Consider the following 24,545-nt stretch of genomic DNA (forward strand, 5'->3'; position numbering starts at 1 on the left):
GAATATTATATCCCCTTACATAATCCAATCCCTACTTTTTCTTTTACAGGACAATTAATAGGATTACATTTAACAGAATAACCACAACTTATCATTAATATAGGGCAATTTAGCTCTGTATTAGAATGGCAATAATCTAGCATTCCATTATCTCCAAAGAAACAGATATTACACATAGTTCTATTTATCGCATTTGTAGCACTTGAACACATCCTAGGAACAAAGTCAAAAGTAAGATCGAAAAGCTCAGGATAATATGGATATTTAAGATTTTTTCTAAGTTCTTTAGGTATGTTCTTACTATTTATATTAAGATTGTTCTTAATTAAATTCTCTACAAACTCAGCTCTTAAATTCCAAACATCTCCTGGTAATTCTAAATAGTAATATTGTTTTTCATCTTGGAAAATATCTAATAGTGGTTGATTATTATGTATTTCTTTCAAACTATTAGCAAAATAATTATTAAATTCTTTGCTTTTAGTATAATCCCTTACACAGCACCAAACCCTCTTCTTACCTTCAAGTCTTCTTTTGATAAAAGTTTTATAATACCTTTCAAATTTGGCTTCATTAGTGATAATATCTTTATACTTGTTATAATAGCTCTCCACTTCACTAAAATAATCTTCAATATTTGTCTTGCTTCCAAGTTTCACAAATTCATAACTTAATAGATGCAGTATAAATGCTACAAGATTTAGATTGTTAGCTTCTTGCTTCTCATATTTATCAGCTAAATAATAATACTTACTAAAAAGATCATTAACATACTTTACAATGTTGTTACTATGGTCTAATAAAATCCTAAATGTAAGCAGAATGGATTTTAAATCAGTAGATATAAATCTGGAAGCAAACTCTCTATCTTTATATACGAATTTTACTTTATGCTTGCCTTCTTCTTTCCATATATTAATGTAGTTTTTTAAATCTACATAAGGAAGATCATTATTAATATATTCATTAGCAATTCCTGAAAAGACATATCCTCCATGAATCCATATTTTTTCAAATGGCATTTGTCTATCTGTTATATAGCTAATCCAGTGAACTAATATTCTTTGGTCATCAGTTAATTCACTAAATATTTCATTTTCAATAATATTATAATTGACTGATGACTCCCATCTTTTTTGATCCATCCAATCAATAACTTCAAGAAGTTCTTTATCTTTCATTTCTTCCTCCTTTCGGAACTGTTACATTCCTGTTATTTTATTAAAAGCTTCGACTAAAGGTTCATATCCTAAAATTATTGTTACTATAGAACCAATAAACCCAATAAAAGCAACTAAAGTAGTAACTATCTTGACAAAGAAGTTATTAGATAGTCTATTATATGTATGATATTTAATAAGCCCTGACCAATAGCTAAAAGACAAAGGGAAAACTACAATAAATCTTATGCCTTCTCTTAACCATATTGTAGGGTTTTTTAGATTAGCAATCTTATCTTGTTCAGCATCTTCAAGTGCTCCCAGATAAGATATTATACAATCATCTATTAATCTTACTTGTTCATATAAATTACTATATGCTAAATCAAAGCTTAGCATAGACTGAGCCATTGTATATTCTCTTCTAATCTCAGACAAACCATTAACTAAAATTTGATAATTCTTATAAAGTAGATTAGAAAATGGAGGTTTATATGCACTTGCAATTCCAAAAGAACCCATAAAACTTTGCATCTTAGAAGATTTAAGCCTAAGCCATTGGTATACTTCTTCATCCATTCTTTTCTGGAATAATCCATTACCAAATTCCCTATATTTATTTATAAATTCATTGGTAAAATTAATCTTATTAATTATTTTCTTATAATCAAATACTAGCTTTATAAATCCAATTGCAGAAATACCTACAATTCCTAATAATACAAACCATCTTTCCATATTCTCACCTTTCATCTTGTTTATTTACATACTCAAAATAGAACTCATCAATGAATTCATCCTCCTGTTTATCAGCGGGTATATGCTTAATCTTAATTTTATCTCCTAAGTCTAGCACTTCTATTTTCTTTAACAACTTATCGCTATCTGCTATCTTAATATTTTCAAACCTTCTCACTACCCTACCTATTTTGAATGGTTGTCCAAATATTTTTATCCTGACATCTTTCATTTCGTATATTATAGGAAATATTTTGTCTTTATTTTTTATAATACTCTCTTTTAATTGGTCAGTTAATTCAAATTCCATATTAAAACCAGTAAATCTACCTATAACTTTTTTATCTTTAATTCCTTTAGCTAATATTTCTACATTCTCAATATCTTCCTCATAAATTTCATCAGGTAGATTAATTTCCTTTCCATAATAATCTTCAACTATCCTTAATTCTTCAAGAAATTCTTTTTCTTTAGCTGTGTCTTCAAAGTTAGATACAAAATTCATATTATCTAAAAATCCACTTATAAGCTCTTCCCTATCTTCTAATGATATAACTTTTATCTCATTTCTTTCTTTACAATTAATCATAAAATCAATAAATGCTAGATTTGCTTTCACACCTTTAATAAATTTATCTTTTATTTTAATGTTAAAATCACATTTTCTATTTTGAGAATCAATTATAATCTCAATGAATAGATTTGTATCTTGTTCAGAATTGTTTAATATAAATTTCTCATCATCGGTAATTCTATTAAATCTAAGTAATATATAATCTAATGAGTAATCACTATTTGAGAAGACTATTTTAAATGGCATAGCAGGTGGGAATTCTTGATGTTTAATTTTAAACCTTAAATTTTTAAGACTATCAGGACTAAATATTTCATCCTGATATGGGTCATCAAAGTGCCCTAAGACTTTTCTAATTTCTTTTACATTAATCTCTATATCTTCTTGATTTCTATATGAGTAGTCAAGAAGCTCATTCATCGAAGCAAACTCCTTATACTTAGCTGGAATGGTCATTTTGCCTTTATATGTTGGAGGAAATTTTTCAATAGCCTCTTTTGAATTAGGTTTACTTACGAACACTAGACTTCCGTTTTTATTTTCAATTTCAGTAGAGTAATAAGGGTATAAGGGATGATGACCTGCTACCGACTTTTTCATATCATTTAATAGTGCTATGGCTTCATCTACTTTGCCTGTTGCAAGCTTTTGCGAGACTGAATTTAGTAGATCATAAGTATAATTGTTTACAGTTAAATTAGAATTCTGAACTACCAAACCATAGTTATCTCTAGTTTTTATCTTTGAGCTTGCCATTAAAATCCCCCTCTATTTTAGAGTCCTGAAAGATATATCCATAATTATCTTTTGTTTTTATGCTATTCTTCTTTGACTTACTATCAGTTTTAGTAAAGAAATAAACTATGAAACCACCTATTACACTTATTAATAAAGCTCCAATTATTGTAGATGGATTTAAGATATCATTAATGCTCATATGACCTCCTCGATAATAATCTTAAATTTTAAGTAATAAACAATAATTATTTTGCCTATTACTAAAATTAAGTAGTTTTAATTCTGAGATTAAAGACACTCAAAATAAAATGAGTGCCTTTAGTTCATAATATCTAAGCTATACTTATTTCACATACTTTACGTGCTACAACTATTCCATCCTTTAAGACTGAACATATTAACTCATGACTGCCTCTATATGCTGTTGATTCCCACTGTGTTAAATTAGTCCCCTCCGTAACATGATACATATCATTCTTTTCTTCTGCTTCATCGCCTGTATTATAGACTTCCCATTTAATTGAATAAGGATAGGGTATGTTATGTTCAGCAACAAATCTTACCCATTTTTTCTTCATTATATAATTACGTTTATAATCTAATCCCCAAATAGGAACTCGCCCATTTTTTTGAAAATATACAGCTACATCAACATCTAGATAATATGTTCCATATGCGAAGTCTCTTCTAGCATTATTGCTACTTTTTTCTATAGCTTCTTCATAAGTCCAATAATCATGTTTAAAGAATTTCTTCCATGCTTTCTTAGCTTTCTTTTCCGTGCAATCATATTCAAATAGCACATCTAGACACTCTAACTTATCTTCAAGCTTTTCTTTTAATCTCTTAATTTTATTGGTATGTTCATCTTTATCATTAAGTAGTAGATTTGTATGTATTGGATTATATACATCTAAACTCCACTGAAGTCTATTATAAATAGCTTTAATAGTGTCATAAAAGGCTACATCATCCCTATGGTAATCTGATTTATAGCACTCTTCTACTAATACAGATATTATAAGCCCACCTGGCAAAGACCATGATAATCTCGATTTACAAAACATCTTTAAAAGTCTTACTATCCTTTTCATTTGTCCAGCTTCTACAGTAGCTCCGAACTCAACTTTAGGGCTTTTATCTTTCACAGCATTGTTAAACCATTCAGTAATAGCTGTTGGATCTCTTTCAATCCAGCTAACTCCTCCGTGCTCCCTAATTGTATTTTCCCAATAATCTTCATACTGTCTATAAACAGCAAAATCAACGTGATAGCCATCTTTATACCAGACAGTAACTGCATTTGTTCTAGCTGTTGGTTCTTCTGCAAAATTAGTGCATTTTCTTTTTAGTGCATCAGCTACAAGCTTTCGTGCATCTAATGGGATACTAGGAATATTATCTTTTTCAAAGATTACAGCTATATCTATGTCATACTCGTTGTTATCGTTTTGAGTTACAGTATTCATAGCTACACTACCCTGCTCATATGACTTGACTATCTTATAAGACTTATTTTTTTCTTCATTTATTTCGTTAAGTCCTGCTTCTAATCTATCTAAGTTTAGCTTCTTAAAATTTCTTAGCTTTTGTTTTTCAGAGTGTGAGAGCTTTACTTTTTCATTATGAAACTCTAAGAATTCATCACCTAAGTTATACATGTTCAATTACCCCCTCTGTATTAACATATATCTCTTCTTTGTTAGTAGAGTTCTTTATCATCCTTAAACCCCATGAATATTTAATTTCAGAATTTCTTGTATGATTATATACTATAATGTCACAATCCATCCTTTCACTAATAGTAGCTCCGAGAGTGAATGTCAAAGAGGGTTGCCCAGAATAGAATATGTGTATTGTTTTAGCATTTGGATAGTTTTGGTTAATCTTATCTAAAAGGTTTCTAAAAACTTGTTTATATTCTTTTAACTGTTCTGAACTATTTACTATATTTCTTGTAGGTTTATCTAATTTTAAGTAGAAGGATTTGATTGAATTAATATTTAATCCTTCCAGATCAATGTCATCGATAGGATAAGTAACTCCTATTTTAATTATTATATCTCCCACTTCTCTACTACTGCCTATTTCCTCATTAGGAGATAACTTTAACTTAGGATAATTGGAATTATTATTTAAACCTATCCATATTTTTTGATTCTGATCCCACTCATAAAATTTAGAAATAAACTTGTCTGACAATTGATAACCAAGAAGAAATACTAATGGTATATGTGCTAATCCCATATATACTACCTCGAAATTGCTACTATTTACAAAAGATTTGATATCTCTCGTTAGTTCTAATTGCTTTATTAAAGCACTTTCTATATTTTTATGTATCATATCATTAGCTTGATTTAACTCTAGCTCACTAACATTATAATTTTTTAGATCACTATCCATACTATTAAAATCTACAACAGCCTCTATAGATGAGTGTTTTATCTTTAATAAATTTTTAGTCTTTTCTCTACTTGCATTTCTTACGGATTTATCATCACAAATTTTTACTATTAAGAGTATTAAACCTATACAAGTTAGAATTATACCTATTGATAAACCAATAACATTTAATGCATAGATTGAACTATCAATATTTAAATTTAGTTTATTATTAAGAAAAGCTATGACTATAGGTAAATACCATTCTGGGAAAAGCGAAGCCCCTATAAAGGTAATTCCTGATCCAATAAGGGTTAAAATAATCCTGTTAATCAGTGACCTTCTAACGAATGGTAGAATAAAATCAATAATAGGCTTTACTTCTTTCATTATATAATTAAATTTAGTGTTATCTTGCATCTATCCACCTCACATTTTATAATTTCAAACAATATAATTAGGAGATTTGAGGTTTTATCCCAAATCCCCTATGTGTAAACTATCTTTTTTTATTAGATTGTGATAGAACTGCACCAGCTAAAGACTTTGTATCAGCATTATACTTTGGACTTTGTAATACCTTAGAAGCAAAATCTTCCATTGATGCTCCTGTTTGCTTGCTTGTATCGTGTTGTGAGAGTGCTGATCCGGCCAGTTTTTTAGCTGTTTGAGAAGTATTAGGATTTCTCAAAGTCTGAGATGCTAATGATGCTACTTTGCTACTTGTTTGTTTTTTATTCATGCAAATTCTCCTTTCAACTTTTATTAGTCTCTTAGTTTTTATGAAGAATTTCCACTCTACGTGCTATCACTCATAATCTATCACCCTTTCTGCTTTAGTTGGGTGAAGATAAAGCTATCAAGAACTTGTTCTTGCATATTTTTATCAGTTTGGTAAAATAATAATAGTCGTATTTAAAAAGATACTTGATTTATAGTCCTTAAAGAATTGCCGTTCTTTAAGGGCTATTTTCTTTATCCCCACTTTATATTAACACTACTTAAAGTGCTAACTTAATAATGATTATAGAGAGTTTCCTATATATAGTTAGAACATACGTTCATTATACCATATATTGTTATAAATCTCTAACTATCTCTTCATCTAATATTTTCTTTCTTTCTTGCCAATCTGGCATCAGAGCTGTCATAAAATCATAAAACTTTTGATCGTGATTTCTAAACTTAAAGTGAATTAACTCATGAAGAACTACATAATCTATACACAATTTAGGTGCTTTTATTAAATCGAAGTTCAAAAGTATAACTTTTTTATCTTCTAGGCAGGACCCCCATCTAGCTTTCATAACCCGTATTTCTATCTTGGGTTTGTCTAAACCATACTTTCCTAATTGAGGATACATCCTATCTAATGATTCTTTAAACTTTTTCTCTGCTTTTTCTCTTAACCATCTATTAATAAGCTCCTTCTTGATCTTACGGTTTGTTTTATCTTTTACATATAGATAAATATAACCTTGATAATATTTAACTTCCTCTTTCTCTTCAGATTCCTTTACTTTGAGCCTATATTGCTTACCTAAATATTTGATAGATTCTCCACTGATATATTTTTTTTCTAATATATAATCTGGTTGAACATTTTTAAAATAATTGATATTCTTTAAAATCCACTGGGCTTTTCTCTTAACAAAGTCTTTGATGAAATCAATTGGAACATCTTTATTAGCACTAACCCATATCTCCATATTAGGCTTTATATTAAGATTTACATTTTTCACTCTTTTTCTTTCTAAAATAAATTCTATAACTATATCTCCATACATTACTTGGTATTTTCCCATGATTAATACCTTCTAAGAGCTATGGTTTTGACTGTCTCTATTATTTCGTCTATCTGCTCAATTGATAACTCAAGACCTACTTGATAAGCAAAATCAAACAGCAAATCATCTACTTCTTGCTCTATTTGCTTATGAACTTCAATATTGTCATGCCAATCTACTTTTCTATATTCCTTAATAATTTCATCAATTTTTAAGGCTAAGTCTCCCATCAGTCCATCTTTATCAGCTAAATCATTTGTTCTTCCAATTATATCTTTACTAATTCCATAAAAAGCCTGAGCACTCCTATTTTTCTGAATGTTCTTTGGATATTCATCTCCTGAATAACCTTTCTTATAGTCTTGTCTGATATCCCACATTCTTTGTAAATATTCAGCTTCACTAATTCTCTTATCTTTATATGCTTGTATTGTTTCGTTAACTCTTTCTGAGAACTTTTTATAAAAAGCTGGATTTTCATCAAATTTTTCACTTATAGACTTCGTTAATCTACTTCTTATTGCATCTGCCTTAGCTCTAGGAGTTTCAAGCCAATTTAGTTCTTCTTCCATTCCCTCATCGTCTAGTATGTCAACGGGTTTAGTTATTTGTATAACTTCTTCTGCTGAAATATAGTTGTCCATGAGCTTCTGCATTTTAGCTTCATATTCTTTATTATCAACATCATCACTATATCTTAGCTTTACACTTTTTCTAAGTTTCTGGTAGAACTTTAATTCTTTCTTATACTTCTCTATTTCTTCTTTACCTAAAGCTTTATATATATTTTCTGATTCAATTGCTATATTTAGGAACTTTCCATACTGTCCTAATTCATAGTAGAAATCTTCTCTTAATTCTTCATCTGCTAATAATATTTCATATTGTTCTACTTCTTCTTTGTTCCTTATAGGTAAGAAAATATTAACTAACTGAGTGTAGTGATGACGTAAAAAGCCAATGGTGCTAATGACATCGTGGACTGCCCCTTTTATGTCATTAGGGTCAAAATCATCTAGTCCAGCTCCACTATAAATGTCCATTGCTTCGTCTAGTCTTTTGAGTAATCCTCTATAGTCAATAATAATACCATAATCCTTACCCTCATATAGCCTATTAACTCTTGCAATTGCTTGAAGTAATGTATGATCCTTCATTTCTTTATCTACATACAACACAGTAGCTCTTGGTGCATCAAATCCAGTTAATAATTTGCTTGCGACAATGATAATATCTAAATCACCATCTATAAAACTGTCTTTTATATCTTCTTCATATTTATCTTCGTTCTTATAAATCTCCATCATTTCATTCCAGAATTTCTTGATAATATTTTTAGATTCTTGGTCTAAAACTTCATGATCTTCTCTCATATCAGGAGGAGATATTACAACTGCTGTTTTTAAATCTCCTAACTCCTTAAATGCTTTATGATATTTAATAGCTTCAGCTCTACTGTTAGTAGCTAACATTCCCTTAAAAGAAGTTCCTTTATAGTGCTTCGTATAATGGTCATTAATGTCAAAAGCAACTAAGTCTATTCTTTGATTACTACTTGCTATTTTTTCAAATCTACTCCATTTCTTTTTAACTTCTTCTTTTTGCTTATCTGTTAGATCTCTTGTGATCATTTCAAGTTTATTATCAATTGCCTTTTGATTAACACTTTGTTCTACCATTCTTCCTTCGTATAACAGTGGAACAATCGCTCCATCTTCTACACCATCTACAATAGTGTATTTATGAATATAATCTCCAAACTTCTGAACTGTTGTAACTTTATCCTTTTTCATAAGTGGAGTTCCTGTAAAGCCTAAATAACAAGCATTAGGGAAAACGTCTTTCATCTCATTATGAAGCAATCCATAATTACTTCTATGAGATTCATCTACTAAAATAAAGATATTTTTTGACATAACTTGAATATCTTTTTTAGTAGCAGTTTTGAACTTATGAATTAAAGAAGTTATTACATCTGCACTATTATTTTTTACTAATGATACAAGTTCATTACCTGTTTTGGCTCGGTTAGGCTTTAATTTGGTATGTTCAAATGTATTGGTAATCTGTTTATCGAGGCTTTTTCTATCAGTAATTACTATAACTTTTGGATCTATAATATCTTGGTCTGAAAAAATATGTTTTGATAACATAACCATAGTAATTGATTTACCAGAACCTTGTGTATGCCAGATAACTCCACCTTTTCTGTTACCTTCCTCATTATAAGTCTTTATTTTCTTAATTATCTCTTTTACTGCAAAGAATTGTTGGTATCTAGCTATCTTCTTGATATTTTTATCAAATACTATAAAATTCTTAGTTAAATCTAGTAATCTTTTTGGTTCAAGTAGTGAAATCAATATCTTATCTTGTTCAGTAGGCATTCTATTGTTTACTGCTTTATTTAAGTTTCTTTGAAGCCATTCTTCATCTTCTTCTTTCCAAACACTCCAAAACTTTGAAGGTGTTCCACAAGAAGCATACTTTACTTCATTTTTATTAGTAGCAATAACTATCTGAGCAAACTTAAATAGATCTGGAATCCATTCTTTTCCTTGATTTCTAATCATTTGACTTACTGCTTCATCGACTGTAACTGTTGGACTTTTACATTCAATAATTGCGAAAGGAATACCATTAACAAATAACACTAAATCTGGTCTTGCTAATTTCCCATTAGCTCTTTCTACTTCAAACTCTTCAACAATATGAAATACGTTTTTGTCCCACTCAGTCCAGTTAATATAACTTATATCGAAAGATCTTCTTGTTGTATGTCCATCATCCTCTAACAATACTTCTTCATAGCTATTTCCAAGCATTAGCTTATCATAGATCTTCTCGTTTGTTGTTATTAGTCCGTCTGTAAGACTCTCATTAATATCTTTAATCGCTTGTTCTATATTCCTATCACTAAATTGAAATTTTTTACCCTTATACTCATAAGAATTTATTGATTTTATTTGTTCTTTTAAGATATCCTTTAATATAACATCAATTTTATTGCCTCTCATTGTTAAAGCTTCATTAGATGCAATACTGATATATCCAAGTTTATTTAAAATCTCTACTGCAGGGATCTTGGTTATGTTATCTTCTAAATAAATCTCACCGTTAGGCATCTTTTCACCTCCATTAAAAATATAGAAGCTTAACTTTAAAACCTGTGTTTTCTATATCTTTTTTAACTTTCCTTACTTCTTCTACCCCATGTTCGAATGTCTCCTTACTTAATATTAAAATACATTCTTTATCTTCATCCAAAGTTCTTCCTACTACTTCATTGTTGTGATAGTCTAGTAACTTCTGAAAATTTCCTTCTTTATAATAAGGTGATTCTGGATTCAAATTTATTATCCACTCATCGTTTATGCTCCAAATTGGACAAGGTTGATAAACTAATTGATAAGTTACTTGATATCCATTTTCAGCTTTTAATATTAAAGTCATACAAATATCCACTTTACTCGCCTCCAAGGATGCAGAGTGAAGCTTTTAACACTTCACTCTTACTTTTCCTGTTAATAGTAATTGCATTAAACCTTTTTTCTGTTCTTTCAATAGTGCAACTTCTTTTTTTAGAAGCTCTATTTCTTTATCTTGTAATTTTAGTATTTCAGCAATAGCCTTTTGCTCTTTAACATCAGTTGGTATAGTGAGCTTTATTCCTTTAAAATTTTCATATTTCAAGTTTAAGGTATCGCTTACTAATCCTTGTGAATATCTTCTAAATGTATCAACCACTTTGGGCAATTTGAATAAATAACCCATAAAATATGAATCTACTTTGTCAGTAGGCTTTAATACGGTATATGCTGGACTAACCAGACCCTCAAGTTCTGATGATACCCCTGACACTCCCTGCCACATTCGCATTGTATTATATCCTATGTCCAAAGGTAAGATTCTCTTATATTTACTCTTATCACTACTTGAATTATCTACTAAGTCTAAACCATCTCTTCTACAAACTCCATTGGCCATAGTAATTGCTAGTAATTCTAAATCTTCATATCCTGTTTCTTTTCTCTCTTTTAAGACTTTACCAAGCTTTGTTTCTTTCCATTCTTTATTAAAACCTTTAAGTCTCTTTTGTCCAGTTAATAGTTCTTTCATTACTCCAGTTTTGTATATTTGTTTTTTAATGATTAGCTCTTCTTTTAACTCAATTACTTTATCCCATTGAGTTAGAATGCTTCCTATCTTCTTCTGCTCTTCAAATTCAGGTAATAAAAGAGGTATCTTTTTTAACTCTCCTAGACCTATTCTCAATCTTGTTGTTCCAGTTCCTCTTCTAATAGCTTCCTTGCGGAATTTAATAAAATTTATTTGATTGAGAATATAGTGAATGTCATAATATCTAGAATCAACTTTTAACCTTATTCCATCAGAGGCCATTAAGTATCTTTTATCTTTACTGGGCATAATACATGCACGTGCAAGTGGTTCAGCCATTTTAGCAATTATTATTTCATTTGGATATATGTTACAGGCTATTAATTCATCTGCCTTTTCTTCAGATGTATATAGCTTATATTCATCTAAAAACTTTCCATCTCCTATATTTTGCAATTGAATTATCCTGATTCCATTGATAGTATAATGTTCAGATTTTAAATCAGATCCAAAAGGCCCACCAGTAAAAGAATAATGATCACTCTTATCTCTTATCTCGTATAAAGGTTTACACTTCCAATCAGTAGGTATAATTCCAACCTTAGTCTCTTTATAACCTTTAGGAACTTCTCCTCTATCAATCATTTCTATTCTTTCCTTGACTTCTTTATCCATAATCATCACCTACAGTCCTAACTCTTCAAGACGTTTACTTAATTCCTCTCCTACTGCTTCAAGTTGAGAGTTAATTTCTGATATATTTTCTTTGACAGTATCAATATCTACTGGCTCTTCATCTTCAAATGTGTCTACATATCGTGGTATATTTAGATTATAGTCATTTTCCTTTATTTCTTCAGGTGAAGCTACATAAGCATATTTGTCTAACTCTTCATATTTATTATAAGTTTCTACTATTTTTACTACATCTTCTTCTCTTAGTTCATTTTGATTAGTTCCTCTTTCATATTCTGCACTAGCATCAATAAATAGAACATCTTTTCTATTTCTATTTTTTTTCAATACTAATACACAAGCTGGAATACCAGTTCCAAAGAATAGATTTTCTGGAAGTCCAATGACTGCTTCAAGTAAGTTATGTTCAATTATTTCTTCTCTAATTTTCCCTTCTGATCCACTTCTAAATAATACTCCATGAGGTAATACTACTGCCATTCTACCATCATCAGCCATACTATGAATCATATGCAATACAAAAGCAAAATCACCTCTAGATTTAGGTGGAACTCCCCATTGAAATCTTTTATAAGGATCTAAACTAGCTTCCATTTTGAATTTCTTCTCATTACTACCTGAAAAGCCCATTGCCCATTTATCCAAGGAAAACGGGGGATTTGCTACCACTACTTGAAATTTCTTTAAATCATCATTTTCAAGATGAAGTGGGTTGGAAATCGTGTCTCCACGTTCTATTATAGAGTCATCAATACTATTTAGGAACATATTCATCTTCGCCAAGCCATGAGTTTGAGAATTTTTCTCTTGACCATATACTGCGATCTTTCTACTTGGCACTTGATTTACTACTTTGATAAGAAGAGATCCTGATCCACAAGTAGGGTCATAAATTCTATCATTTTCTTTTGGCTTTACCAACCTAGCTAAAAGTTCTGAAACCATTGAAGGAGTAAAAAATTCTCCCCCTTTCTTTCCTGCATCACCAGCGAAACGTTCTATCATATACATATAAGAGTTTCCAATAATATCCTCATTATTTAACTTGCTTGGTCTTAAATCTAATTCAGGAGCATTAAAGTCTTCTAATAAGTGTTTTAACATTGCATTTCTTTCTTTTGTATCTCCTAAGATTGCTTTATTATTAAAATCAATATTTCTAAATACACCTCTTAATTTTGTCTTGTTTTCTTCTTCAAGGTGTTCTAATGCTGTATTAATAATTTCACCTATATTAGGTTCATTTCTTTTAGAGTAAAGATAATCAAATGTGCAAATTTCATCTAAAACAAACCTATCTCTTTTTAATGCTCTTTCAATCCTAACTTTATCTCCATTATATTTCTTGCTATACTCCTCTACATGTTCCTTATATATATCACTTAAGTATTTCAGGAAAAGCATTACTAATATATAATCCTTATACACACTACTATCTACGTTACCTCTGAAAGTATCGCAGGCTTTCCATAATGATTGGTTAATAGTTTTCTGTTTCGTTGTTTTATCCATTTAAATTCCTCCTGTGATTAGTATTAAGATTATTTGTAAGGGAGCTTAAAGCTCCCTTATGGAAATTTTTAACTTAGGTCACTAACTGTTGCTGTTGAAGCATACCTCTTTACTGCCTCAATACCATTTTTACAAGCAGTTTTTGTAGTATATCCTTCGCTTACAGCAATAATTTGACCGTTAGGAGCTTTTAATCGAAACCTATACTCTCCAGCCCTATCCTTAAAAATCTCAAATTTTCCATAGTTACTTAAATACATAAAAATTCCTCCTTTAGTTTTGGTTTTTTAAATAGTCTTATTACATCCGATAATCAAACTTTAACTACTATTCACCAAAGTCACCCCTTTACTGGGGTTAATAAAGTATGTAAGGAATTTTCTATTTGTAATTTTCATAAACTTATATTACAATATAACTAAGTATACAGTTTTATAGAAATCCTTACGAATGTTCATGGATGCCAGTCCGTGGACATTCTTCTTTATTAACCTGAATTTTTTATTTAATAAGCTGACTAAAGACAGCTTTAAATAACATTTCTTTTTCATCTATCAATCCTTTCAATAATTCCTTCTCTTTTAGATGTAGATTATGTATATCTACAATTGCTTTCTGCCTATCTATCGACAAATCATTAATCCTCAAATTCTCTAAGAAACTGTTTTTAATGACTGGAATTGTTGCACCAAATTGAGATTTATAAATTTTCTTCTTTACCTTAGTGCTATTTAAGTAGATTGATAAGAACTCTGGTATTAAACTTTCAACTCCAAGCCTTATTACACTAAATTGTGATGGTATAATATATCCAGTTATGTTATCACTAATATATATGGCAGTGTTTGGATGACTTAATCTGATTACTACATCGCCCTTTTGTGTAAGATATCGTTCATCTAATTTTTCAGTGCTGTCGAAATCTTCAAGGTCATCTAAATTTAAAATACCATCTTCATTAAAGCTCTTTAAAGTTAAAGTTTTATATTTCTTAATAATATCAGACTCTATTTGTGCTTTTTTCCTTGATAAAACTAAACCAGTTCTGATATCACTAACATCACCTAATCTCATATGCACCTCCCTCCTTTCTAAATGTTATTTTTGTCTTTATACAATATTTATCTTGATTCATCTTTATATTATAACATATATTTTCCAGTGTCAAGCATAAATTTTTATTTATTTTTGTTGTAATCCATAAATAACATTTTTATTTTATGAAAATACCTCCTATAAATTTAGGAGGATAAAGTTATTTGCATATACTTAAAAGATTCTTTAATTCAATATTAGAATTAATGTTTTTAACTATCTCTAAAATTTGATTCCCTATTTGATTAACAGCTTCTATTAAGTAATCTTCGCTTGTTAGTTTTACAATTCCATTACTATGAAAGTTTAGATCATGATTTAAATATGTATATTTATAATTAGAATTTTTATCGAAACCTAAATCCTCAATTGCTTCAAGTAGTCCTTCATCATACTCAGTGTATTTAATATATCTTTCATTCTCTCCATTATAAAGAACTAACATGATATATAAATGATTATCATATCCACTATTTCCGATACACAAGATTAATTTTTGTTCATTATATTTTCCTATAAGGTATTCAAAATAAATATCTCCTGATTTTTTACTTCTAGCACTTACTATTTCTTCTATATCTTCATTATTATCTTTGAAGAATCCATCATCAATGAATTTATATCCTAAAGCTTCAATTTGAGGTGTAAAATTCTTATGAAGCTCCATCCAAAAATTATATTCTAATTCAGCTTTAGCATAAGGAATAACTTGTGCAAGCTGTTCTGCTATTTCAAGATTATTGCCCCTTAATAATAATTCTTTTATCTCCATCTTCAATCCCTCATCAACTGTATTTGTAATTTTCTCTATTAATTTAGAGTATTGATTTAATGTTTCTCTGATTATAGGAAGTAGTGGTGTTCTACCAGAACAAATACATTCATTAATCCACTCTATGATGTGGTGCTTAAAAGATATACATTGATAGACTATATCGCTATCCCCTACACTAAATTCACTTGCTTCTACCCCAATTAATGTTAGATAGTATATATAGTATTGCTTGCCTGTCTTTAAAGCATATTCATTATATCTTTTAAGTTGGTTTCTCTGATCCCCTGCATCAATTTTAATTTCTATAATAAAGATATTGTCTTTATTCTCAATAACTAAATCAATCCTACCTAGGCTTCCAATACTTCTTTCTCTTTCCACTTTGACAGTAGTAAAATCAAAATCATCTATTTCTAAAATATCATTTATAAAAATTTTTAGATATTCAATCCCTTGGTTATGACTTCCTTCGGGATTTAATAATTCAAATATAAATGCTGAGTGAGTTTGAACCTCTAATCTTTCCATATTTAAAATAGAAAATATATTAAAGAATCCTCCAGTTTCCTTCTGAACAGTATTATACTTTTCAATAATAGTATTTATTTGCGATAACAGTGATTGATAATTAATAATATCGAAACCTTTTTTCATAGTATCCCTACTCTTCCATAGCAAATTCTTCATCTATCTCTTCACAGATTTTTACTAATTTTTCATATTTCTGTTCTAACGACTCTATTGTTAATTTATATTCCATGTCACTTAGTTCTTCATAAGTATTTAGTAATCCTTCTAATTTATTAATCAAGTAATCTATATCTTTATATAAATGAAATACCGAATCCAATGCTTCAATAGAAAAATACCTTTCAGCTATGCCTTCTTTAATTTCTGAAAAAACATCTTTTATACAGTCAAGATTTACTTGAATAAAGGTGTCATTATCATAAAGTTTAGCAAAGTCATAGTAAATAGATCCATCAATCATATCCATTAATGCTTTATTTTTAAATTTACTTTTATGTGACTTATTTTCATTGTTAAGCTTGTTAATAATCTCATTTAGTATATTAGAAACTTGATTTTTCTGCTTTTTAACTAAATCAATTATATTAACATCTTTAAATTCCATTTCTTCATTTATAATTTTAGATAAATATTGAAATCCTCTTTTATTTAAAGTTATCTGTGATATATAGATATAGGATGGATCTTTATGTCCCCTTTTAGTTGGATGTCCTATTGTATCATTTCTGATTTCTCTAATCTCATAAAGTTCAGGATAGTCCCTTTTTAGGTTCACTTCTATATTAAATATCTCTGATAGATGCTTAATAGCATCTTGCTGAACAAATAATAATTGTAATAAGCCATATGTATATAGATACTTTCCTCCTACCTCTGCAGGATAGTCGCTATTATTATAGAATTCAATTCCCCATGTAGTATCTTCCAATACATCTAGAGAACTACAAACTTGATGCCAATGAGTTAAGTTTTTCATTAACTTATATTGTGTATGTGGTTCATTAATATAGTCTCTTACTTCACCAATTAAATCCATCATCCGAATCAATCCTTTATAAAACTATTTACTTCCATTGTAAGTGATTATTGATATTTTTAACAGTCTAATTATATACAAACATCTATAATGTTATCAAGGTAACATTATAAACCAGTATAAATTTAAAAAGACACCTAATCTAGGTGTCCTGACATTACATCATTAAATTTTATAAAAAGATATCAAACTCAATTTTAGTATATTGAACTATTAGCTCGTCCAATTCTTGGCTAAGACTTAATATTTTATCTTTTGATACATTATTGTCTATTATTTTTCTATTCAAGTCTTCTTTACGAGACTCTATTTCTAGTTGTAGTTGTTCCTTTCTGGTCAAGCCTATATTCCCCTTTCCTAATTGACACTATCCAACATTATATGTAAAATTCATCCAAGTTTCAAGAAAAACTGTATTTTTCCTATAATTTTTTGAAGTAGACATTATTGACTATTTAATCTAAAAGCTCTGACTTGGTTAATAAGTTTTTGATTATCTGTGTTTTCTTTTAAGAAATTTAGAACATACTTTTTTCTATCCTTAGAACCATCTACAATAGATTCAAATAATTCTTTACCAAACCTTCTCAAGTCTTCTTTATTAACGTTATTAATAAGTTCCAAGCTGTCCTTTAAAATAGAACGATAAAATCTATAGAAATAATAATTTTTTATTTGGTAATGTTCCTTTTCAAATTTACTAAGTGCTAATATTTGGACTTCTTCTGTTCTAGAATTTATAGGTATATAATCATACAAATGTGGAAATCTATTTACAATTTTCTTTGCTAATTCTTCATCTACAATTTTTTCATTGTCATATAATTTATTTAATAAACTGGCTAATAGTTCATGATTAAGCTTTTCACAGTTAAGCAGTTTATTTAGTATATCTTTATCTAATATATTTTTAAATCTATCAGATGCTCTCCAACCTAAATCCTCTCCACCTAGTTCAGCAAATCTTATCAATAAGTTTTTGGTTATTAATGGTCCTGGTATATCTTTGATTTCAAATTTACTATCTAATTTATCTAATACTTCTTTTGGATAAATTAATTTGCTCATATTATTAATCCTCCTTTCTCATTCTTCCAATTACTGTCGCTCTATTCCAAAGTTCTTTAGTGGTGAAGTTTCTTGTTAAGTTCCAATACCACCCTAAAAATTCTTCTTGGTCTACATTGTTATTTATCATATCTGTCCATATTTGACATAAAGCTTTTCTTATCTTTTCTGTAAGTCCAATTGCTCTTAAAACTTCTACCCTATCATAAGAATTAAGAAGTATAATGTTAAAAACATTGTTTTCATTGATAATATAATTTTCTAGCTCATTATCTTCATATATATTAGAATTAAATACACATTCTTGAACCATTGACCCGATTTTAATTAGTAATAAGTGAAATGATTTTTTTTCATTACTTAATACTCTAAACTCTAAATTTCCATTAGTGTAATTTTTAATCTCCTCTTTACAAGGGTAACGAAACTTACTAATAAAGAATGGGAAATCTCCTAATAACTGTAGTGTATTACCTTCTACTGTGTTAATTTTTAATGGAAAACTCTCTCCTACTGCAATTTTCATCATAATAAATCAGCTCCTTTTTTATTTTTTCAAGCTAGCTTTTAACTTGATTAATTAAAGGATAGCACCTGTGATAATATTATAATTCCATTAAAACAGAATTTAATATTATAAATAAAAAAGGCTATAACCCCATGCTCTGTAATACCTGATCCATTACCTCTTCTAAAAAAATACTGTCTCTTTTGTTATATTGTTTAGCCCCTCTCTTAATTCTTTTAATTAATGATTTAGATAAATAAAAATTAACTGCTTTCTTCTCTACTTTCTCAGATGGTGGTGTAATACTAATTGTAAATACTTCTTCTGGTTGCTGATTATCTTTAGTATCTTGGGCTTCTTTTTCTAATGTGGGTTTTGTCTCCTCGGCTCTTTTTTTCTGCTCTATCATTTGCTTTTTTATATGGTCAAAGTTTCCGAATTCCTTAGACAATTAAGCTCACCACTCTTTCCACAACTTTCAAGAAGATTTCACTAGCCTCTGGATCGTATTCAAAAACTGTTTTTCCTAACTTTCCAGCTTCTGAAATTTTAGTTCTTACAGGTATCTCAGGTGTCAGAATGTCCTGCTCTGAAAAGAACTCATGCAAGAAAGCTAAATTTTCTTTACTATCATTAGTTATAGAATTAAACATATTAGGAATGACAGCCTTTATAATTGATGGTGATAAATACATTTCTGAGATATAATCATAAATATTTCCTAGCGATCTTACGGATGCACTCTGAAGTTGGACTGGTAATATTAAACTATCCACATAACAAAGAACTGCATCGTTAATCTTGTTTCGGGTGGGGGCACTATCAAATAAAACAATATCAAAGTCCATTTGCTCTAAATCTTTTAATTTATGAGATAATATTTTGTCAATTCTACTTGATTTATGAAGTTCCGAATCTACATACTCTAATTGATTATTGGGAATAAGATATAAGTTTTCCCTGGCTTCAATAATGACATCTTCTAGTCTAGTTGGATTTTTTATATCAAATAAATCATCAAATGTTTTATTATATTGGTCTTTATGTATTCCTAAGAAAAGACTTGAATCGTTTTGCGAATCGAGATCAATTAAAAGTGTTTTAAATCCAATTTTACTAAAAGCATGACTTAGATTCACACTCAAGGTGCTTTTGCCAATTCCTCCCTTTCTACCGAAGACAGCTACTTTTTTCATAATAGAACCCTCCTTTAATGTTTTCTTGTGAACATTATTAAATAGCTACTTTTTCACTTCAAAAGTTAAAATATTACTTTCCTTATCATAATAAATAAAACTATTAATTATCATATAGCCTAGTTGATTTAAAATAACTTCACATTTCTTAAATAAAGTTGACTCAACTTCATCTACAAGCATTTCAGATTCATCGTTTATAGTTAAATATTGTGCTTCATCTTTATCTAGTTGGATATTAGCTCCGATCATAGAGTTGTCATCTAACATATAAAACACTTCTAGAATTTTAATATTAACCACCTCTTTCTATTTGGCTTACACCTCAGTGTTTACAACACTTAGAAGGTCATCTAGCTTAGCAACATGTTATCACAACAATATTGACTCATCAACTACTTTTTAATAGAAAATATCGTTTTTTCAACACTTTAAAAAATAATTCTTTCTACTGTCGAATTATCAATATTTTAAATAGTTTATTTAATAATTTAATTAACTGTTAAATCTATTGTTTATTTTTATCTTTATTTCATTGTTGATTATTTAATTTATTTAACCGTTTATTTAATAGTTGTTTTAACTATATTTTCTACTGTTGATTTAATATAGTTATGTTGAGTTTATTTAACATACCAAGAAGGTATATTTCTGAATACTCTATTTTGTTTGTAAAGATATTTTTAATTGTTATCTTAACTTTTTAATGGTATATCAAGTCATTCTCTGAAAGAGATAAAGTTTGAGTTTCATTGATTACTTAAGAACCAAAAAAGGAAGCTCTCACTCAATAAATATTTTACTATATATTTTATAAATGACTTCCTTTTTTGGCCATTATCAGATCTGACCCGTTAGGTAGACCCCAGACAAATCAAATCATAAGCAATTTATTTTTTATTATAATAACTTATATTGAGATTTGATTTGCTGTTATCGGAAAACTTTCCAACTCTTCAATATTTGATTATTATTTATAATATCTTAACTTCTGGAAAGTTTAAATCAATGATAATTCAAACATTAAAACTCTTCTAGAAATAGCTCTCTTTTAGAAGAGTTCTTTAAATAATTGAGAATTAATACTTTCCTTATTTAATAACTTTCTCTTTAAGAGTTTTTAAATTCATTATGAAACAATGTTTGATGTGAAGAAAAAATATATTTAAATTTTATATTTTAAATTTCATTGTTCTAAAAAAGGGTAGATCTCACCTTAAGTCCCTTATTTTCTAAAGGTCATAAAAAAGCTATAATGCTTTCTATGACTAAATTATCTTACTTTAGAAGCAATAAATAAGATAATAACCAAAAGAAAATCTTCGAGTCTCACTCTGTCCTCACCTGGAACACGATAAATATTGAACTATTGCATCAATATTTTCTATTCCGATCTATTTATGCTATTCCTTATGGGGCACTCCCTAGAAACCTGCCGAAGAAGGTGCTATTTCAGAAAGGAGGAAACTTCCTTTTTAAACAGGTTCTACTATCTTGTTGTAGATTGCATATATAGATACTTAGTGACACCTGCTGACTTTTACATCAACGTAGTCGGTCTTTACTCACCTCTTTGTTTTGAGCTCTGCAACTTAGGATTTTCCTAATTACCAGTTTCACCTAGGACAATAAAACTTATCAAAAATTTGTCCCGATCAAGGTTTTCAAACTTATATTGGCTTTTAGCCTCTTCTAGCTTCTCTTTTATTATCAGAATCTCTGTTAATAACTGATATATACCTTCTTTAATTTCATCCTTCAAAACTCCCACGAGTGGGAGTAGTCAAGTTAAAGACTTTTTGAAAGAATAAATCTTTATAGAAATTATTCGACCAGCTCGGCTCTACTCTAAAAGGTATAACCCCAATTATTTTAATTGTAAGGTTTTTCTCTATTCAATTTGCTCTATAAAGATCGAAGCCTACACTCCTTATAGAACCTATTACTTTTTTTGCTTCATAATAGGATTTTAAAGTTTTTATAATAAGAAAAGTGCTACCAGCCTTTTAAGCCGATAGCACTTGTATATATTAAACACTTATAAGTGTCGAATAATCCGATCTAATTGAATAATCCACCTACCACTGCATACTATTAAGTATAACAATGTTTCAGTAAGTGATTGTTCTTGTATCTGCTTTACAAGGCAATCGGCTAATCAGTTCTTCCAAAACTGATTAGCGACTGGAACATTTTCTATTTTGTTTTTAATAATATATTATATTGTTATAATAGTAACTTTATAAATACATTTTTATAAAATAGTGTTCTATATCGTCTGAACCTTGCAATTAAAAAACATTGATCGCCAAATCAATGTTTTTTAATATACACTTGTTTGTAAATTTATATTGCCGTATAAATTTACGAAAGTAGGATCGACATGATACCTCTAGTTATAAGTTTTATATTAATAAATATAGCTTTACTTGCTATATTTAAGTTCATAAAGCATGCATTTTCATGCTTTATGAAAAAACATCATTAAACCCTCAATTTTTAGAGACAAGTGATTGTTTTTAACCACTTAGGCTAACGAACTAAGTGGTTTATTATTTTGTATTTCAGTATAAGCATTACATAAGAAAACAATAAATTAACAGCTCTCTTATATATGGCTTATCCCTTTTCAATGCAATAAATCTTAATCGTCAATTTAAACTTGTCAGCGAATATTATATTCCAGTATAACATTCACGAAAGGTGTGAAAATATGACTTTTACCATACTATTATTAATATACTATATTATATTGTCCTAATAGTAACATTATAACTAGAATTAGTTCTATCACGACTTATTTTAGAAATTTATATAGAAACCCTTTTTACCTTCATGATAAAATATAATGGTCTAAAAGAAGGAGGAATTAGTATGGTTGCTATAACTAAAATGAACAATGAAGCACTAAAAAAGATCGGAGTAAATTCATTAGAAGATTTTAAAAAGTATTTTGGTGAAGAAACAAATAATATTTATTACAGCGAGAAGGATTACTTTAAATTTTTCTACTTAGATTTTAATGATTATGTTTACTTACCATTACCTGCTACTGATTTAGATACTTTAAAACAGTATAATATCTATGAATCAATTCTTTTTGAAAAAGAAAAAATCAATAATATAATCAAGAAAAAGGAATTTGAAGACTTATTCTTTATGATTGATAAACAATTCTTATTTAAGGCTTATGAAGATCTATTTAATAAAATCCCTGACAATATTAAATTCCCTTGTTTCAGAATAGTCTATATGAGATCTGAATACGGTTTTGCTGAACTGAATAGTGATTTCATAAAGAAAGTATTTTCATATCAAAATGACAAAGAATTTCTTAAAGAGTTAGACTTTGATGGCGATGATTACTTAACTGTTTATAGGGGTGAAGGCTCTCAGTCTAATACAGTTGATAATGCTTTTTCTTGGAGCATCGATGAAGAAAGTGCTCTATTCTTTGCTAATAGATTTGGTGAAGACAATGCTAGACTTTATACTGCCAAAATACATAAAGACAATATTATAGATTATATAACTCAAAGAAATGAAGAAGAAATTCTTCTACTTCCAGAACACCTTGAAGATATAGAAGAACTTGAAATCTAATCATTAACACAAATACTCCCTCCCTCTAAAGAGGGAGATAGTATTTGCTCAAGTTAAAGCATTTCATCATTCCTCAAAGACCTGTTTCTCAGCTTCAGCAGGATGGTGTCGCCTTTTCGTCAAGTTAAAAAAGTCTTTGGCAAGACTTCTTTATTTCAGTGGTGGAGTTAAAACTCCCACTGAAACAAATTACTTTATTGAAAGGATGATAAGATTGTCGGATTTTGACGGTAGAATATCAGAAATATTAGGTAAGAAGATTGATGTAAAGGACATATTAAATCTTGCTCTATATGCTCCCGAACACCTAAAAGCCAATGATAATGAGAAAGAAATAGCTAGATTGATAGTTGAAAAGCTTATCTTTAACAAACTCTATTATAGACTGTTTATGGACTATTTTTATCAGAAAGATAAAGATAAATTCCTACATATTTATGTTAGTTCTGTAAATTGTGTAAATACACAGGAAGAAGATTTTGATGACTTCTTTTTTCAAAGCCTAAAAGCATTTGTTTTATATAACCTCAAAGATATTATTGATAATGAAGAAATTGAAGATTTAATTAATATTAGAATTGATGTAGTATATGATGAAGTTTTTCCTACTAACTCTAAATTAAAATTTATAGACCTTGATAAGTAAAAAAGCCCACTGGGGCTTTTTACTGTCCCCAATGAGCCTTATATTTTAGCCTAGAATATCAATAAAGAGTTCCCCTTCTTCATTGCATAATTTGCCTTCCAATCTTCCAAATAACCTTTCTCCACTTTCAAAAGTTGCTGTATAATCGTCTGGAACGTATATTATCTTATCATACTCAACTTCGATACCATCTTTATTTAGTATTTTTTCTATAACGTTATGTAAAAAATGATAAACTTCTTTTTCTGCTTCCTCAATAGTAGAAATACTTTTTTTGCTTTCCATTGTTACTCCCTTTTCCCAATAATCAAACTTAAAACTAGCTCTTACTTTATATTTTGAATTCATAATCAATCTCCTTTTCGTAAGTTGTATTTA

General features: G+C 28.9%; 26 protein-coding genes. 2 read left to right on the forward strand and 24 right to left on the reverse strand.

The features are described from left to right. Window positions 1-5 precede the first annotated feature (5 nt). From HNR33_RS11280 to HNR33_RS11390, 23 genes are all read right to left on the reverse strand, one after another. Complete coding sequence (locus tag HNR33_RS11280; RefSeq protein WP_429083345.1) at window positions 6-1,181, reverse strand: hypothetical protein; 1,176 nt, start codon at window positions 1,179-1,181, stop codon at window positions 6-8. Window positions 1,182-1,202: 21 nt separating this feature from the next. Then, complete coding sequence (locus tag HNR33_RS11285; RefSeq protein WP_429083346.1) at window positions 1,203-1,898, reverse strand: hypothetical protein; 696 nt, start codon at window positions 1,896-1,898, stop codon at window positions 1,203-1,205. Window positions 1,899-1,902: 4 nt separating this feature from the next. Continuing rightward, window positions 1,903-3,228 (reverse strand): abortive infection system toxin AbiGii family protein, encoded by a 1,326-nt coding sequence (locus tag HNR33_RS11290; RefSeq protein ID WP_429083348.1) that lies wholly within the window; start codon window positions 3,226-3,228, stop codon window positions 1,903-1,905. Then, a complete protein-coding gene (locus tag HNR33_RS11295; RefSeq protein WP_429083350.1) occupies window positions 3,203-3,409 on the reverse strand; it encodes a hypothetical protein in 207 nt (68 codons plus the stop codon). The genes HNR33_RS11290 and HNR33_RS11295 overlap by 26 nt, the downstream gene beginning before the upstream one ends. Before the next feature lie 133 nt (window positions 3,410-3,542). Then, the gene (locus HNR33_RS11300) at window positions 3,543-4,871 is read right to left on the reverse strand and encodes a nucleotide-binding domain-containing protein (RefSeq protein WP_429083352.1); all 1,329 of its coding nucleotides are present in this window, start codon (window positions 4,869-4,871) and stop codon (window positions 3,543-3,545) included. Then, window positions 4,864-6,015, reverse strand: coding sequence for an SAVED domain-containing protein (locus HNR33_RS11305; protein ID WP_429083354.1), 1,152 nt, complete (start codon window positions 6,013-6,015; stop codon window positions 4,864-4,866). The genes HNR33_RS11300 and HNR33_RS11305 overlap by 8 nt, the downstream gene beginning before the upstream one ends. 79 nt (window positions 6,016-6,094) lie before the next feature. Beyond that, window positions 6,095-6,337 (reverse strand): hypothetical protein, encoded by a 243-nt coding sequence (locus HNR33_RS11310; RefSeq protein WP_429083356.1) that lies wholly within the window; start codon window positions 6,335-6,337, stop codon window positions 6,095-6,097. A gap of 337 nt (window positions 6,338-6,674) precedes the next feature. After that, window positions 6,675-7,400, reverse strand: a complete 726-nt coding sequence (locus HNR33_RS11315; protein WP_429083358.1) for a M48 family metallopeptidase — start codon at window positions 7,398-7,400, stop codon at window positions 6,675-6,677. Between the two features lie 2 nt (window positions 7,401-7,402). Continuing rightward, on the reverse strand, window positions 7,403-10,507 hold the full coding sequence (locus HNR33_RS11320; RefSeq protein ID WP_429083360.1) for a type I restriction endonuclease subunit R: 3,105 nt from the start codon (window positions 10,505-10,507) through the stop codon (window positions 7,403-7,405). A gap of 13 nt (window positions 10,508-10,520) precedes the next feature. Beyond that, window positions 10,521-10,847, reverse strand: coding sequence for a hypothetical protein (locus tag HNR33_RS11325; RefSeq protein ID WP_429083362.1), 327 nt, complete (start codon window positions 10,845-10,847; stop codon window positions 10,521-10,523). Window positions 10,848-10,880: 33 nt separating this feature from the next. After that, window positions 10,881-12,176: a restriction endonuclease subunit S gene (locus HNR33_RS11330; protein ID WP_429083364.1), complete on the reverse strand. Its 1,296-nt coding sequence runs from the start codon at window positions 12,174-12,176 to the stop codon at window positions 10,881-10,883. Between the two features lie 9 nt (window positions 12,177-12,185). Continuing rightward, complete coding sequence (locus tag HNR33_RS11335) at window positions 12,186-13,709, reverse strand: type I restriction-modification system subunit M (RefSeq protein ID WP_429083365.1); 1,524 nt, start codon at window positions 13,707-13,709, stop codon at window positions 12,186-12,188. A gap of 68 nt (window positions 13,710-13,777) precedes the next feature. Further along, window positions 13,778-13,969, reverse strand: a complete 192-nt coding sequence (locus HNR33_RS11340) for a YegP family protein (protein WP_429083367.1) — start codon at window positions 13,967-13,969, stop codon at window positions 13,778-13,780. 241 nt (window positions 13,970-14,210) lie between these two features. After that, window positions 14,211-14,783, reverse strand: coding sequence for a restriction endonuclease subunit S (locus tag HNR33_RS11345; protein ID WP_429083368.1), 573 nt, complete (start codon window positions 14,781-14,783; stop codon window positions 14,211-14,213). A gap of 181 nt (window positions 14,784-14,964) precedes the next feature. Further along, window positions 14,965-16,233 carry a PDDEXK-like family protein gene (locus HNR33_RS11350; protein ID WP_429083370.1) on the reverse strand — a complete coding sequence of 423 codons (1,269 nt, stop codon included), beginning with the start codon at window positions 16,231-16,233 and terminating at the stop codon, window positions 14,965-14,967. A gap of 7 nt (window positions 16,234-16,240) precedes the next feature. Next, window positions 16,241-17,149, reverse strand: a complete 909-nt coding sequence (locus tag HNR33_RS11355; RefSeq protein ID WP_429083372.1) for a hypothetical protein — start codon at window positions 17,147-17,149, stop codon at window positions 16,241-16,243. Between the two features lie 169 nt (window positions 17,150-17,318). Beyond that, entirely contained in the window at window positions 17,319-17,486 is a 168-nt protein-coding gene (locus HNR33_RS11360; protein ID WP_429083374.1) for an aspartyl-phosphate phosphatase Spo0E family protein, read from the reverse strand. 104 nt (window positions 17,487-17,590) lie between these two features. Beyond that, entirely contained in the window at window positions 17,591-18,214 is a 624-nt protein-coding gene (locus HNR33_RS11365) for a hypothetical protein (RefSeq protein WP_429083376.1), read from the reverse strand. 4 nt (window positions 18,215-18,218) lie between these two features. Then, complete coding sequence (locus tag HNR33_RS11370) at window positions 18,219-18,743, reverse strand: hypothetical protein (RefSeq protein ID WP_429083378.1); 525 nt, start codon at window positions 18,741-18,743, stop codon at window positions 18,219-18,221. A 121-nt stretch (window positions 18,744-18,864) separates the two neighbouring features. Continuing rightward, entirely contained in the window at window positions 18,865-19,173 is a 309-nt protein-coding gene (locus HNR33_RS11375) for a hypothetical protein (RefSeq protein ID WP_429083380.1), read from the reverse strand. After that, entirely contained in the window at window positions 19,166-19,918 is a 753-nt protein-coding gene (locus HNR33_RS11380; protein ID WP_429083382.1) for a ParA family protein, read from the reverse strand. Before HNR33_RS11380 ends, HNR33_RS11375 begins: the two co-directional genes overlap by 8 nt. A gap of 45 nt (window positions 19,919-19,963) precedes the next feature. Continuing rightward, window positions 19,964-20,188 (reverse strand): hypothetical protein, encoded by a 225-nt coding sequence (locus HNR33_RS11385; protein WP_429083384.1) that lies wholly within the window; start codon window positions 20,186-20,188, stop codon window positions 19,964-19,966. A gap of 1,333 nt (window positions 20,189-21,521) precedes the next feature. Next, window positions 21,522-21,680, reverse strand: coding sequence for a hypothetical protein (locus tag HNR33_RS11390; protein ID WP_429083386.1), 159 nt, complete (start codon window positions 21,678-21,680; stop codon window positions 21,522-21,524). A gap of 1,112 nt (window positions 21,681-22,792) precedes the next feature. Between HNR33_RS11390 and HNR33_RS11395 the strand changes: the two genes are divergently transcribed. Next, window positions 22,793-23,521: a hypothetical protein gene (locus HNR33_RS11395; protein WP_429083388.1), complete on the forward strand. Its 729-nt coding sequence runs from the start codon at window positions 22,793-22,795 to the stop codon at window positions 23,519-23,521. Between the two features lie 136 nt (window positions 23,522-23,657). Further along, complete coding sequence (locus HNR33_RS11400) at window positions 23,658-24,167, forward strand: hypothetical protein (RefSeq protein ID WP_429083390.1); 510 nt, start codon at window positions 23,658-23,660, stop codon at window positions 24,165-24,167. A gap of 45 nt (window positions 24,168-24,212) precedes the next feature. Here HNR33_RS11400 and HNR33_RS11405 read toward each other — a convergent pair whose 3' ends face one another. Then, complete coding sequence (locus HNR33_RS11405; RefSeq protein WP_429083392.1) at window positions 24,213-24,515, reverse strand: hypothetical protein; 303 nt, start codon at window positions 24,513-24,515, stop codon at window positions 24,213-24,215. Window positions 24,516-24,545: the final 30 nt, after the last annotated feature.

This window comes from Brassicibacter mesophilus (assembly GCF_050433385.1).
Lineage (GTDB): Bacteria > Bacillota > Clostridia > Tissierellales > Proteiniboraceae > Brassicibacter > Brassicibacter mesophilus.

Coding starts and splice junctions, on each gene's coding strand:
- HNR33_RS11290 (WP_429083348.1), bottom strand. CDS start 3,228: ATGGCAAGCTCAAAGATAAAAACTAGAGATAACTATGGTTTGGTAGTT.
- HNR33_RS11405 (WP_429083392.1), bottom strand. CDS start 24,515: ATGAATTCAAAATATAAAGTAAGAGCTAGTTTTAAGTTTGATTATTGG.
- HNR33_RS11310 (WP_429083356.1), bottom strand. CDS start 6,337: ATGAATAAAAAACAAACAAGTAGCAAAGTAGCATCATTAGCATCTCAG.
- HNR33_RS11355 (WP_429083372.1), bottom strand. CDS start 17,149: ATGATGGATTTAATTGGTGAAGTAAGAGACTATATTAATGAACCACAT.
- HNR33_RS11295 (WP_429083350.1), bottom strand. CDS start 3,409: ATGAGCATTAATGATATCTTAAATCCATCTACAATAATTGGAGCTTTA.
- HNR33_RS11335 (WP_429083365.1), bottom strand. CDS start 13,709: ATGGATAAAACAACGAAACAGAAAACTATTAACCAATCATTATGGAAA.
- HNR33_RS11305 (WP_429083354.1), bottom strand. CDS start 6,015: ATGCAAGATAACACTAAATTTAATTATATAATGAAAGAAGTAAAGCCT.
- HNR33_RS11330 (WP_429083364.1), bottom strand. CDS start 12,176: ATGGATAAAGAAGTCAAGGAAAGAATAGAAATGATTGATAGAGGAGAA.
- HNR33_RS11300 (WP_429083352.1), bottom strand. CDS start 4,871: ATGTATAACTTAGGTGATGAATTCTTAGAGTTTCATAATGAAAAAGTA.
- HNR33_RS11345 (WP_429083368.1), bottom strand. CDS start 14,783: ATGAGATTAGGTGATGTTAGTGATATCAGAACTGGTTTAGTTTTATCA.
- HNR33_RS11340 (WP_429083367.1), bottom strand. CDS start 13,969: ATGTATTTAAGTAACTATGGAAAATTTGAGATTTTTAAGGATAGGGCT.
- HNR33_RS11395 (WP_429083388.1), top strand. CDS start 22,793: ATGGTTGCTATAACTAAAATGAACAATGAAGCACTAAAAAAGATCGGA.
- HNR33_RS11315 (WP_429083358.1), bottom strand. CDS start 7,400: ATGGGAAAATACCAAGTAATGTATGGAGATATAGTTATAGAATTTATT.
- HNR33_RS11285 (WP_429083346.1), bottom strand. CDS start 1,898: ATGGAAAGATGGTTTGTATTATTAGGAATTGTAGGTATTTCTGCAATT.
- HNR33_RS11385 (WP_429083384.1), bottom strand. CDS start 20,188: ATGTTAGATGACAACTCTATGATCGGAGCTAATATCCAACTAGATAAA.
- HNR33_RS11350 (WP_429083370.1), bottom strand. CDS start 16,233: ATGAAAAAAGGTTTCGATATTATTAATTATCAATCACTGTTATCGCAA.
- HNR33_RS11370 (WP_429083378.1), bottom strand. CDS start 18,743: ATGATGAAAATTGCAGTAGGAGAGAGTTTTCCATTAAAAATTAACACA.
- HNR33_RS11380 (WP_429083382.1), bottom strand. CDS start 19,918: ATGAAAAAAGTAGCTGTCTTCGGTAGAAAGGGAGGAATTGGCAAAAGC.
- HNR33_RS11280 (WP_429083345.1), bottom strand. CDS start 1,181: ATGAAAGATAAAGAACTTCTTGAAGTTATTGATTGGATGGATCAAAAA.
- HNR33_RS11365 (WP_429083376.1), bottom strand. CDS start 18,214: ATGAGCAAATTAATTTATCCAAAAGAAGTATTAGATAAATTAGATAGT.
- HNR33_RS11320 (WP_429083360.1), bottom strand. CDS start 10,507: ATGCCTAACGGTGAGATTTATTTAGAAGATAACATAACCAAGATCCCT.